Source organism: Psychrobacter pocilloporae (assembly GCF_029872915.1).
Taxonomy (GTDB): domain Bacteria; phylum Pseudomonadota; class Gammaproteobacteria; order Pseudomonadales; family Moraxellaceae; genus Psychrobacter; species Psychrobacter pacificensis.
On record NZ_PGFT01000001.1, the window covers coordinates 1803589 to 1816732 of the forward strand.

A 13144-nucleotide genomic window follows, 5' to 3' on the forward strand; every position below is an offset into this window, starting at 1 on the left:
TACTTTTAATAGATACTACATAATCCCCATTCATGACCAGCCTATCAAAATGCTGTCATGAGACATAAAGTATTGTTATTTAATTACTTGTATCATACTGTCATTAGCAGTGATTTTTTTAACCAAAATGAATTGCAAATCAAGGCTGAAATATTTTATTTCTTGTTTTTTACAAAAAATTGCGTTAACCTCGTTTTACTGTACTTTGATACATAACCCGTACATAGCCACTAACAAAATTTGCATTTAATTATACTTTGGTTGTAGATTGGTCGTATAGTTAGCATCTTGTAGATTTCAGACTTTCAAATACACTACTTAATTAACGGTTTAATAACAAAGCATCACGCAAAAACTTTTAAACCCTTCATTACTTTAGCAATATCAGAAAGTTTGTATATCGGAAGTTTTATAGATACGACATATAGTGACATTGGTACTTACTCTCTAAGTTAAAAATAAGTACTCAATGAATATCGCTGACTATCATTTAAGCATGTCCTAAGTAACTACGGTCATTACTACCGCTACTTATGATCATAAAATGAAAAATTACCATATATTGAAACCTGTAAGAGTCTCGCCCTAAATATTAATCGCTATCAAAACAATAGATTAATATAAAGATTCTAGAGTTTGATTCACTGTTAGATTGGTCTAACGCTGTCATACTCAATCTAAAAATTTAGAGTTAGGTTTTGGTGTATAAGTTATAGAGGTATTTATGAATAAGCGTTTATCTGGTTTACTTACAATGTCGGCAGTTTTATTCGCTGGCTCTGCAGTTGCTACAAATGTAAATGCTGTAGAAGCAAAAACCTCCCTTGCGATGATTTCACAAGATAACGCCTCCCATATCGATCGTGTACTTGGTGAGCTTAGCCGTCAGCATGATGGTGCATCAAGTTTGGTCAAATCAGCACGTCAGCCTACTTCATTAGCACTTAGTAGTTCACTATTAGCGAGTGATACCACTCAAGTCACTAATGATGAAGATGTGTTAGAGCGTCTAACCGCAGTAGCCTCTAATTCTGTTAGTAAATTTAAGCAAACTGGTCTTGCCTCTTGGTACGGTCGTAAGTTTCATGGTCGTAAAACTGCTAGTGGTGAAACTTTTGATATGAATGGTTTGACGGCAGCACATCGCTCATTACCACTCAACTGCTATGTTAAAGTCACTAATAAAACTAACGGTAAAAGCGTTGTAGTAAAAGTGAACGATCGTGGTCCATTCCATGGCAACCGCGTATTAGATTTATCGTATGGTGCAGCTAAGCGCCTAGGTATCACTAATAAAGGTGTCGGTAATGTCGCTATTGAGCGTGTTTCAGGACCTTAGTTTTAAAACTTATAGCATATAAAAAAGCCCTTAACTTATCATGAGTTAAGGGCTTTTTTGATCAAATCTTTTTATACTTTTCAAGATTGGTTATAACTCAAACGCACTTTCGATGGCATCGTCAAGACGTTCAACAGCAATCACATTGATACCCTTAAACTGAGGAGCTCCTTTAGCAGGTGCATTGGCCTTTGGAATAATCGCATGTTTAAAACCATGCTTCATTGCTTCTTTCAAGCGTTCTTGACCATTCGGTACTGGACGGATTTCACCAGATAAACCGACCTCACCAAACACTGCTAATGACGATGGTAATGGCTTTTCTTTGATGCTTGAGGCACATGCCAACAACACTGCCAAATCAGATCCAGTCTCTATGACTTTGACGCCACCAACAACGTTGACATAGACGTCTTGTCCACTGGTATGAATACCACCGTGACGATGCATCACTGCTAGTAGCATGGACAAACGCTGGAAGTCCAAACCCAACGCCATGCGTCTAGGCTGTCCTTGGGAGTCATCCACCAACGCTTGCACTTCAACCAGTAATGGCCTAGTCCCTTCACGGCTAACCATAACAACAGATCCAGCAACGGGCTTATCATAACGGCTCAAAAATATCGCTGATGGGTTGGCAACTTCTTTGAGTCCCATGTCAGTCATGCCAAAAATACCCAGCTCATTAACCGCACCAAAACGGTTTTTGACTGCACGAATCATCCGAAAACGTGAGTCAGACTGACCTTCAAAATACAATACCGTATCGACCATATGCTCAAGTACACGTGGGCCTGCTAAAGTGCCTTCTTTCGTCACATGTCCCACTAAAAATAGCGCTGTACCTGTTTGCTTTGCATAGCGCGTTAAGATCGCGGCAGACTCTCTGATTTGACTGACGCCGCCTGGTGCAGAATTGATGGCGTCAGTATAAATAGTCTGGATAGAGTCAATAATAGCGATGGCTGGCTGCTCTTGGGTCAAGGCCGCACAAATGGTTTCCACATTGGTCTCTGCGAGTACGCGAAGTCTATCAGCAGGTAAATCTAAGCGTTTGGCACGCATAGCTACTTGTGCAAGTGACTCTTCGCCAGTCACATAAAGCGCGCTACCTGCCAAAGAATCGGCACGTGCCATATTAGTCGCTGTCTGCAACAATATGGTTGACTTACCAATACCCGGGTCACCACCGATTAGTACGACAGAACCAGCTACCAATCCGCCACCCAGCACACGATCAAACTCGCTAATGCCTGTTGGCAAGCGTGTGTCTAGCGTCACACTGACTGCGTTAAGTGGCATAACTGCGCTGTGAGTGCCAGAGTAGTTACCAACTGGTGCAGCAGTACTACGAGAAGTGGATCGGCCGGCATTAGGCTTGGCGGTATTTTTATTGTGATGCGGCATACTGACATTTGGCGCTTCTACCAAGCTATTCCATTCGCCGCAATCTGTACACTGCCCTGCCCATTTGCCAAAATGCGCGCCGCAATTCTGACAGACATAACTGCTTTTATTTTTTGCCATAAATGATGAGCCTTATCCAGATGATTAGTCGAGAATAATGAATAAAATATCGTACGCTCTTTGATGAGTGGGAATGTAAGAGTGTTTGTCGCGATCAGCCAGTTGTGAGTATCGAAAGCTGTATTTGATAGAAGGAAGAGCGTTAAGCGTAGGTTATTCTAAATATAATGAAGATGTTGACTGCTGGCTTTATAAGTTAGTTGCAATGCTAAAATCAGCAGTTCGTGTAGATAAGAATATGAGTAAAAAATGATTTAGCACAGCGGGCTATACTTGAAAGTCTTTACCTAAGTAAACAGATTTGACCAGATCATTTTCTAAGACTTCCGATGAAGTACCTTCGGCAATGATAGCCCCTTCTGAAACAATATAAGCCTTTTCACAGATGGCTAACGTATCACGAACATTGTGATCAGTGATTAAGACACCAATACCACGATTTTTCAGTGTCAAAACAACATCCTTGATATCGCCAACAGAAATGGGGTCTACACCAGCAAATGGCTCATCCAATAAGATAAATTTAGGATCCGCTGCTAGCGCACGAGCAATTTCACAGCGACGACGCTCGCCGCCTGACACACTCATTCCAAGTGAGGTACGTACATGTTCTAAATGAAATTCGCCAATCAGCTTTTCAAGCTCTTGCTGCTGCTCAGCTTTACTTAATTCTGTACGAGTCTGCAAAATCGCCAATATATTGTCTTCGATAGATAATTTACGGAAAATCGACGCTTCTTGCGGCAAATAACCAATACCAGCACGAGCACGCTCGTGCATAGCGTATTTAGACAGATCCATTTTTCCTAGAGTGACACGGCCCTTATCCATATTGACCAGTCCCACCACCATGTAAAAACTGGTCGTTTTACCAGCACCATTCGGGCCTAGCAGTCCAACAACTTGGCCTTGCTCAACAGAAAACGAGACATCTTTGACTACCCAGCGCTTGCCGTAACGTTTACCCAAATTTTGCATAGTCAAGCGAGCGACAGGCGCCGTATTGCTATTTGATACTGAAGAATCTATATTTTTATTGTCACTCATAGCTTACTCTTGCTTTCACGATATTCGTATACTACCAAAAACCTATTCATGCTTTGGTTGGCTAGGTTAGCGAACGCCACTTTGGTTGGTATTATTATTTGGTGGAAATACCAACTCTACTCGCTGATTACCACCAGCGGTCGCTTCTACATCACCTGCTTTTAGACTATAACGAATAACATTACCGGCAAAACTTGCCCCATTCTGAACCAGCTTGGCATTTCCTGTTAGAGTGATAATGCCAGATACCGCGTTATAATCAATCTTATTTGCCTGACCTTTTGCCAAGCCTTTTTCTTGCGTCACAACCTGCTGCATAGTTGCTGGACGACCCGTCGCTACCGCTGAATTAATGCTGCGCTGCTGCGAGAGATTGACTGTGATATTGTCCGCAGTCATTTTAAAAGTGCCTTGAGTAATAATGACATTACCTGAGTAACTAGTGACGCCAGTACGCTCACTATAAGTGGCCTTGTCCGCTAGCAGTTTGATTTGCTGATTGGCATCTGATGGCAGTGCATGGCCATACAATGGTAGGGCTAACAACATAAACGTTGGAACAACACGTAGCTTATGTGAGCAGATTGATGCGCATAAAGTAGGCAAAAATTTAGATTTCATATAATAACTCGTTTCATAATTGTTGATAGGATTTGCAAACTTCATGATGGCTGCTGTTTTAATGTAGTAGAAAACGCTAGTTTAAAATAATGCTTTGTCTTGACGATCAGCGGGCGTAAAAGCGACAGCAACTTGCCCAAACTCATATTCACCCGTTTCCAGATTGGCAGTCATGCTGGATGCTTCAAAACGATTCATCCCTTGTTCAATTTTGACGGGCTCATCGCTATACACTTGACCAGACTTTGTATTGCCTTTTAGGGTACTACCAGTCACTTTGATTGGCTCAATATCAGACGCCTCTTTATTACCTTCGCTAACCAGTGTAAAGCCACCTGATAAGCTCAACTCCCCTGTTTGCTGACTGATGGCTGCACTACCTGCTTGAATACGGTAGCGCTGCTCTGTTGACGGCTCCCAATTCATCGTGATGCCTGACATCTCATCCTGATTGGTCTCAGGATTATGCGTTAAAGACTCAGCAGTAAGTTCATACTCAGTTTCACCTTGCTCATTTGTCTGAACTGCTTTGATATCAGTGGCTTCATAATCGACATCTGTCGTCTCGATATTGACTGGTGGCGACACATCCCCTTGTTGCTGGAAAAACCAGCCCGCAATACCAGCAATAATCAACGCTAATATAATGAGAACACGTGTATTCACGACAGTTCATCCTGAGCTTGAGTTTCATCAAGCGTATAATGTGCAATAAAGTCTTGATAATGTCCGTACCCCTTTAAGATGAGATCACATACTTCACGTACTGCACCTGCACCCCCTGCTCGAGTGGTGACCATATCACTGCGTTTTATGACTTCCGCGTGTGCATTGGGTACGGTTGCTGCAAACCCTACCGTTTGCATCGCTTTAATATCTGGCAAGTCATCACCCATATAAGCGCAGTCGGCAGCAGTAATATTGAGCGCAGGGTCAAGAGACGATAATAACTCTTTTAGTGCAATGAGCTTATCATCCCGTCCTTGTACCACATGATTGACACCCATTTCTGTTGCACGTTTATCAACCATAGCGCTGCTACGCCCAGTAATAATAGCAGTTAAAATGCCATAACGCGCTAGAGACTTAACACCGACGCCATCCTGTACTGAAAACGCTTTGGTTTCGATACCATTTGCGTCGTAGATAATTTGACCATTAGATAAAATCCCATCGACATCCATGATCAATAGCTTTACTTGTCCGGCTTTTTTTATTAAATCTTGCATTATTTGTCTCTTTTTGACGAATATTTTTCTAACTATTTTATATGAAAAACCAATCGTTCTATCAACTATTAATGAATTACTTTACACCAGCTTGTAATAGATCATGAACCGTAATGACTGCTTCTAAACGATCTTCATCATCAATAATTAGTAATTGACTGATACCATTTTCATTCATGACACTCAAGGCATCCGATGCGCGCATTGTTTTACTGATATGGCGTGGGTTACTGACCATTACCTCATTCATCGGCGTTTGTAGATCAATACCTTTTTCAAGACCACGGCGTAAGTCACCATCTGTAAATACGCCAACGACTTTATCATTATCATCCGTCACCACGGTCATCCCTAAGCGTCCAGCAGACATCGTAAATAGTGCTTGCTGTAGCGGTGCTTGTTGGTGAATCAAGGGTAAGTCTTCTGACTTGGTATGCATTAAATCTTCGACACGCGTCAATAGCTGACGACCTAATGCGCCCGCTGGATGCGATAATGCAAAGTCCTCAGAAGTGAAGTTACGAGCATGTACCAAGGCGACCGCTAGAGCATCCCCTAACGCTAAGGTAGCCGTTGTACTCGATGTAGGGGCAAGATTGAGCGGACAAGCCTCTTGTGAGTGGCCAAGGGTCAAAACAATATCAGCCGCTCGTGGCAGCATACCGCGTTTATCTCGGCTGATACTAATTAGAGGGATGTTCAAGCGTTTGACCACTGGCAATAGCATCTTAATCTCATCGGATTCACCAGAGTTCGAGATAGCAAGCAGTACATCACCTTTGACCAGCATGCCCAAATCGCCATGACCTGCCTCACCAGGATGCATAAAAAAAGCAGGCGTACCCGTCGAGGCAAAAGTCGCTGCTATTTTACGTCCAATCAATCCTGATTTACCCATGCCCGTTACTACCACTCGACCCTGACAAGCCAAAATAACGTCACATGCTTGTGCAAACCTGTCATCTATCTGCTCCGTCAACAATGCTAATGCAGATATCTCAGTATTAATCGCGTCAATAGCCGTTGTGATAAATTGCTCATGGGTCAAATCAGTTGTAGTATCGCTCATGAATCTGCTCTATTTTTATAATGAATCAACCTAGTATTTTACTATACTCTGTTTCATATTAATAATGGCCTACCATTTATATAATGGAGGCAGCCATTATTTTTTACAGTAACTATCTGCTTATTTATATAAAAAAAACCCACTATAGCAGCAGGTCTTAATCGTATAAATCATGTCTTTTAATGTATAGTTGGATAATATACTCAATGCGTGCAGCTAATTAACTATTGGTATCATTCGATCCGTTGTCCGGCTTTTCTTCAAAGCCCGTACCGTCTGTCGGTGCATCAAAACCACGATCCTGTCCAAAGCCGCCGCGCTCAAAACCGCGTTCCTGACCTTGTCCAAAGCTACCACGCTCAAAGCCACGTTCTTGACCTTGACTAAACCCTCCGCGATTAAATCCACTACGACTAGAGGCAAAACCACGCTCTTCAAAACCGCCCGCAGCAGGATTGCTGCCACGCTCAAAGCCACCACCTTGATAGCCAGTTTGCGCTAAGCCTTGAGGTTGAGCGCCAGTACCTGTAGTGGTTGTACTACTACGCGGGTTACGAGCTGGCACTACGGTTGAGATGGCATGTTTATATACCATCTGACTAACTGTATTTTTGAGGAGTACAACATATTGATCGAACGATTCAATTTGGCCCTGCAGCTTGATACCGTTAACCAAAAAAATAGAGACAGGAATGCGATCTTTGCGCAGCGAATTCAAGAATGGATCTTGTAAAGTTTGTCCTTTTGACATGAAATCTCTCCTAAATATTATATAGTTATATTTTGAGTGCCAATTATTTTAAGTGTTAATTTAATTATAATGGCTGAAAGGCAGATACAATAAGGTGTTTTCTTTATAAAACGTATCTAAATAAATATTCGTTGCTCTTAAGTTATTCCACTTTATCGCGAGTAAGTTATCATTGTCAGTAATTAAGTAACCACTTGTTTCACTAATTATTTTATCTACAAATGTCAACTAATGCTCATTATCGAAGCAGTTATATTCGTTTCCTACTGCATTTTCAGAGAATTTAAATTATAACAGCTATCTATGCTAATTTTTGAAACTAATTGTGATTATGCTTTCATCTCTGAATAGAGCTTTCTACGAAAATAATCCACATTAAGTTTGATTCTTATAAAGTAAAAAGCAAGAAACATCTTTTCAATACAGATAATTTCTTGCCTGCTCCATCGTCGCAAATGTTTTTAGTACTATGGTGTTATTAGTAGCAGTACTATCAGATCCCATTGCCAATGCTGAAGAAGTATTAGGGAGCTGTATTACTTTTCGCAACCATGTGTACTGACGCTTTGCCAGCTGCCTTGTGGCATATAATGCCTTATTTTGCATTTCCTGACAAGCAAGCGCTTCGGTCTCAGCATAGGATACATCTGGCTGAGCATTTGTGTAAACGCCCTCGCCTTGTATCTTATTTATGGCCATTAGGCTTTTAGAGTCTGCGAAGGCTTCATAAAATTGGGCTTTGTCCAAATGGGTTTTATCCAATACTGGATGCTGCGTACGAACGAGATATTCCAATACTTGGCGATAACCCACACAGCGCATCGACGGCATATTAGGGGTCAGCGGGTACTTCTCAAGTAAGCCAACAACCTCTGCCACTAACCCTTCTTGCCACATGATATCAAGGCGCTGTTCGATACGCGCATGTAACCATGGGCGGTCTGGTATCACTGACAATGCATGCCACTGCTGTTCTGGATGATGGGCCAAAGCTTGTTTTGGCTCACGCTGCCAGTCGCTTATAGGCCTATCTGTCTGCAAATAAACCTCAATTGCCCGAGTAATGCGCTGAGTATCCGTCGCATTCAAACGCTGATGGCTAACTGAGTCAACATGGCCAAGATAATCATATAAAGCACTGATACCTTCCTCTTGACGCCATTGTTCTACGCGTGCACGTACGCTGTCATCGCTATCAGGCACTGAAGACAGGCCATCGAGTAGCGCCATGTAGTACATCATAGTGCCGCCTACTAACAGCGGTATCTTTTTGCGCTCATGACACTCATCAATAAGACGTGCTACATCACCAACAAACTCAGCGACGCTATAGCTTTGCATGGGATCAATAATATCAACCAAATGATGCGGATAACGCGTTAACTCATCCGCTGTTGGTTTTGCCGTACCAATATTCATATCACGATATATCAGCGCTGAATCTACCGAAACAAGCTCATATCTCCCTGTGTCATATAGCTCATATGCCAATGCTGTTTTTCCGCTGGCAGTGGGCGCCATCAAGCACACCACGCTATTATCAGGCAGATTAGTAGAGACGCTATCAGACGAATATTGCATAGAATTGCCTTTCTCAATATGTAGTTGACTAAAATAGTAGTCAGCTTGATATTTATTCGGATGTAGAAGATAACATTAGTGTGACTAAACGATGACTGTCTAAGATTTTGATCGCATTTCTTGTCAGTATATCAGCGAGATCTGCGACAAAAACTGCTGAGTCTTGTGCAGTCATTTGCGAGCTTACTGTTGTAAGCTGTTGATTGATCTCCATAGCACTGTTTGACATTTTATCTTTTTTAAATACCTTATTGCTAAATATAGATGATTCAAACAACTGGCTTACCTTTGACTGCCAGTCTTTAGTACTTATTAATAGACATTGCCCTTGATGATGAAATAAGAGCCAAGGTAGGTTTTTATCAGTTGCGGTTGAGTCAATACCACGAGTCTCTACATCATTAATAATATCCAAGCAGATTGGTAAGGATGAAACTGTAGGCGCTTCGGATGAACGATACGAAGTATGGCGACTTTGCTGTAACGGCTCATCGACATAAGATGGTGTTGATTCTTTAGCTGGCGACTTATTTGAAAATGATTTGCTTGAGGCAGATTGATATGATTGTCTAGGAGCTTGTACTTGCCTGCTCTGTCTTGTGTGATCTATAGGCATATCATTGGGCAAATGTGTGTCAGACAAATTATCTACAAAGACGTCTTTTTTTGACACTTCTGGATTATCGGGGCTAGCAACCTTTGGCGTAGCATCGACTATTTTTAGCTGTGAACGAATCGTATGGCTTAGATGCGCCATAATATTGTTTAGCGGACTGATTTTGATACGCTGCTTCGATGGATGCACATTGACATTGAGCCACTGAGTTGGCAAATCAAAATAAAGCGCGTACCCCATACCTGCTAGCTGAGCACTCTGAGCCAGTTGACGCATTTGATTGCTAATCAATGCTTCTTTTACCAGCCTGCCATTCACATAAATTAGCTTTGGCAAGTCTTTTTGCTCATCAGTCATCGGCCATAACCAGCCACTGATTGCTGCCTGATTGACCGTGCTATCGCCGTACGCTACAGACGACTGCACAAGACTCGATAGATCTATCGATACTGCTAGCGCATTGTCCGTTAATGGCATACCAGTCGCTTGTTCTAAACGCGGCAACGGTAGACGGTTAGCATCATTATCGTTAACGTTTGTAGCATTTGCAGACAATGATAACCGCTTTTTATTGTCATGAAAAAGTGTCAGTGCGACATCAGCTCGCGCCAGTGCGACTTCACGGACGATGGTCTCTATGTGGCCAAATTCAGTGGCAATAGATTTTAAATTACCGCGGCGGGCAGGTACATTGAAATATAAGTCTTTGACTATGATTGTTGTGCCGCGATTATGAACGACTGGTGTGAGCTTTGGGGTATCATCTAACACCCCAGCGACCTGCAATTGACGACCAATACCACTATCATCATGGCTACTCGTCAAGGTCAAACGAGAGACAGCCGCCATCGCTGCCAATGCTTCACCGCGAAAACCGAGCGTCGTAATGCCGTGCAAGTTCGCAACATCGGCGACTTTGCTAGTCGCATGACGAGTAATCGCCATCACCATATCATCAGGATGAATACCCACACCGTTATCCACCACTTCAATCATGCCCATACCACCTTGAGTAATACGTATCTCAATATCGGTGGCACCAGCATCGATGGCATTTTCGAGCAGCTCTTTGACGACCGCTGCTGGACGTGTCACGACCTCACCTGCTGCTAGTTGATTAATGAGCAGCGGCGATAGTTTTTTGATGCGGGTATTGGGGTGATTATCTGGCATTGATAGATGTCGTATTTTAAAAGAATGGCAAGTGGTGTGATTTAGATATTAAGTTTTGATAAATCCAGACCTTGCGCTTGGCCTGCTTTTGATACTTTTAAGTGCACTTGGCGTGCTTCGTTACCTTTATCATCGTTTTCAACTTGCGTAATATCGATAAACAAAGTTGGCATCGGTAGATAACCATCAGCACGGCTCGCCCATTCAATGATAACGAGCGCTTCAGGCTCATCTAAATACTCATCAAAGCCAATAAAAGACAGCTCTTCTGGATCTTGGAGACGATATAAATCTGCATGATAAACTGGCTTAGTCGTGCCATTGTTTTGTTCAATGCTATAAGGCTCAACCAAGGTATACGTTGGGCTTTTTACCGCACCAGTATGACCGAGCGCTTGTAACCAGTAACGCGTTAAAGTGGTTTTACCTGCACCCAAATCCCCTGCCAGCCACACACTACCCGTCAGCGGCAATGCTGCCAGTTGCTTAGCCAATAACTGAGTGCCTTGCTCAGAGTTCAGTATCAAAGTTTGCACGCTGTCACTGTTTTCTATTGATTGATCATTATGCATCAGTCTGAACCTGCATAGTCACCGTTGGATTGGTGAAGCTTTCACCGCGAATCAGCTTGGCATACAGATCAGAGTCCGTCCACTCAGCACGAACTTGTTCACTAAATTCGAAATCCTCTAAAACCAGCTTACCCATTTGCTCGTTTGCCACATCATCGGCGAAACACTGCGCGTAACCCGTCGCGGTTTCATGAGCAATCACTGAATACACACTGACATCCGCCTCACCATTTTGCATTTGCGTCTGTCGCAGTATTTCTTGCGCCCAAAAGAATATCACACGTGAAAACTGCTCTGCTGACGGAGATACTGGTAGGCTAATCCAGCGTGCGCTAAATTTCTTGCACGCTGCGATATATTCAGGATCGTCTTTGTTCCAAAAACAAATGGCATGATCAAAGCTGTCGATAATGTCTTTGATCGAAGATTTTAGTAGCCCAAAGTCATAAACCATTTGCCCATGGTCTAGACGGGTGGCCTCTAAAATCAGCTCAATCTGATAGCTGTGACCATGGATGGAGTGTTTGCAGCGCTCAGAGCTACAGTTGCGAACGATGTGAGCGTTTTCAAATTTGAATAGTTTACGTATACGCATAATAAGGTGACCAAAACAGTGAGCACGATGGTGCTAAATGTTAATAAATAAGAGTTTGCCGCGTTTATGAATCGGTTTATGGCTAATTATAGCAAATCGCCATGTATCCGTAAGTAAGCACTTATGAATACCATGATTAGTTGAACGAATCGATTAGCGCATAACTTGGCTAAAGCAATGATTTCGCTAAAGGAAAGAAGCAAGAGAACTGAATCGTAGGCGAATTGAATTGTGCGAGTACTATCTATTACTAATGCTTAAGCCTATACTCAATTTAGTAAGCGACTATGTTAGTCGTCACCATACTTACCTTAAGTCAGCCCAATTGGCTTAGCAGGTTCTATGCGTTATCTACAAAGGAATTACCATGAGCAAAGTCAAGACAGTAAGAAGAATGTCAAAAAGAATCCGCTTCTGACCGCCAAAGAAAAGAAAGCGGCCAAACAAGCGAAGAAAGACGACAACGGTAGTATTTTAGGTAAACATTAATATTTTTCGTATCAATATGCCAATCTGACCTAGTGGTTTGATTGGTATTTTTTTAGTTGGCCACTCGTTTTTTTAGGCACTGCGCGGCGCAAACATAATAATCGCCATTCCTAATAGTGCAACTACTGAGCCCACTATGTCCCACACGGTTGGTCGTATCCCATTGACCGTCCATAACCATAAAATCGCCATACAAATATATACGCCACCATAGGCCGCATAGACCCTACCTGCAGCAGTCGGATGTAATGACAGCAGCCAGACAAACGCGATCAAACTCAGCGCGCCAGGTATTAATAGCCAGATAGATTTACCTTCTCGTAACCATAGATAAGGCAAATAACACCCTGCAATCTCAGCCAATGCGGTCAGCGCAAACAGGCTAACGGTCTTTAATTCTGTCAAACTTACCTACTCCTCAACGGTGATAAATCCAGTCAAATATGATACAGCATTGCCAGAAATAAGCACTCTATCGTCTGCCACGGTACAGTCAAGCACACCGCCGCGACTATTTGCTGGCCAAAAGTATCTA

Annotated in this window: 14 protein-coding genes; 2 read left to right on the top strand and 12 right to left on the bottom strand. The window is 42.6% G+C overall.

What is annotated here, in order from left to right; all coding sequences use genetic code 11:
* Positions 1-724: 724 nt before the first annotated feature.
* Positions 725-1339 (top strand): septal ring lytic transglycosylase RlpA family protein, encoded by a 615-nt coding sequence (locus tag CUR83_RS07750; RefSeq protein ID WP_071001681.1) that lies wholly within the window; start codon positions 725-727, stop codon positions 1337-1339.
* Between the two features lie 90 nt (positions 1340-1429).
* On the opposite strand, the gene radA is transcribed toward CUR83_RS07750, so the two are convergent.
* The 11 genes from radA to CUR83_RS07805 form a co-directional block, all read right to left on the bottom strand.
* Complete coding sequence (radA, locus tag CUR83_RS07755; protein ID WP_240366385.1) at positions 1430-2866, bottom strand: DNA repair protein RadA; 1437 nt, start codon at positions 2864-2866, stop codon at positions 1430-1432.
* 267 nt (positions 2867-3133) lie between these two features.
* Positions 3134-3913: an LPS export ABC transporter ATP-binding protein gene (lptB, locus tag CUR83_RS07760; RefSeq protein ID WP_071001684.1), complete on the bottom strand. Its 780-nt coding sequence runs from the start codon at positions 3911-3913 to the stop codon at positions 3134-3136.
* A 66-nt stretch (positions 3914-3979) separates the two neighbouring features.
* Positions 3980-4462: a lipopolysaccharide transport periplasmic protein LptA gene (gene lptA / locus CUR83_RS07765; protein ID WP_223334273.1), complete on the bottom strand. Its 483-nt coding sequence runs from the start codon at positions 4460-4462 to the stop codon at positions 3980-3982.
* A gap of 153 nt (positions 4463-4615) precedes the next feature.
* On the bottom strand, positions 4616-5200 hold the full coding sequence (gene lptC, locus CUR83_RS07770; protein WP_058024069.1) for an LPS export ABC transporter periplasmic protein LptC: 585 nt from the start codon (positions 5198-5200) through the stop codon (positions 4616-4618).
* A complete protein-coding gene (locus tag CUR83_RS07775) occupies positions 5197-5763 on the bottom strand; it encodes a KdsC family phosphatase (protein WP_093069982.1) in 567 nt (188 codons plus the stop codon). Before CUR83_RS07775 ends, lptC begins: the two co-directional genes overlap by 4 nt.
* A gap of 76 nt (positions 5764-5839) precedes the next feature.
* Positions 5840-6832, bottom strand: coding sequence for a KpsF/GutQ family sugar-phosphate isomerase (locus tag CUR83_RS07780; protein ID WP_093069980.1), 993 nt, complete (start codon positions 6830-6832; stop codon positions 5840-5842).
* A gap of 220 nt (positions 6833-7052) precedes the next feature.
* A complete protein-coding gene (gene hfq / locus CUR83_RS07785; protein WP_058024072.1) occupies positions 7053-7583 on the bottom strand; it encodes an RNA chaperone Hfq in 531 nt (176 codons plus the stop codon).
* A gap of 417 nt (positions 7584-8000) precedes the next feature.
* Positions 8001-9164: a tRNA (adenosine(37)-N6)-dimethylallyltransferase MiaA gene (gene miaA, locus CUR83_RS07790; protein WP_223334202.1), complete on the bottom strand. Its 1164-nt coding sequence runs from the start codon at positions 9162-9164 to the stop codon at positions 8001-8003.
* Positions 9165-9216: 52 nt separating this feature from the next.
* Positions 9217-10953, bottom strand: coding sequence for a DNA mismatch repair endonuclease MutL (gene mutL, locus CUR83_RS07795; protein ID WP_284719397.1), 1737 nt, complete (start codon positions 10951-10953; stop codon positions 9217-9219).
* A gap of 41 nt (positions 10954-10994) precedes the next feature.
* On the bottom strand, positions 10995-11525 hold the full coding sequence (gene tsaE / locus CUR83_RS07800; protein ID WP_284719398.1) for a tRNA (adenosine(37)-N6)-threonylcarbamoyltransferase complex ATPase subunit type 1 TsaE: 531 nt from the start codon (positions 11523-11525) through the stop codon (positions 10995-10997).
* Positions 11518-12120 carry a 6-pyruvoyl trahydropterin synthase family protein gene (locus CUR83_RS07805; protein WP_212564460.1) on the bottom strand — a complete coding sequence of 201 codons (603 nt, stop codon included), beginning with the start codon at positions 12118-12120 and terminating at the stop codon, positions 11518-11520. Before CUR83_RS07805 ends, tsaE begins: the two co-directional genes overlap by 8 nt.
* Positions 12121-12462: 342 nt before the next feature.
* On the opposite strand from CUR83_RS07805, the gene CUR83_RS07810 reads away from it, so the two are divergent.
* Entirely contained in the window at positions 12463-12609 is a 147-nt protein-coding gene (locus CUR83_RS07810) for a hypothetical protein (protein WP_212564459.1), read from the top strand.
* A 72-nt stretch (positions 12610-12681) separates the two neighbouring features.
* Here the strand turns inward: CUR83_RS07810 and CUR83_RS07815 are convergent, their stop codons facing one another.
* Positions 12682-13014 (bottom strand): YnfA family protein, encoded by a 333-nt coding sequence (locus tag CUR83_RS07815; protein WP_212564458.1) that lies wholly within the window; start codon positions 13012-13014, stop codon positions 12682-12684.
* Positions 13015-13144: the final 130 nt, after the last annotated feature.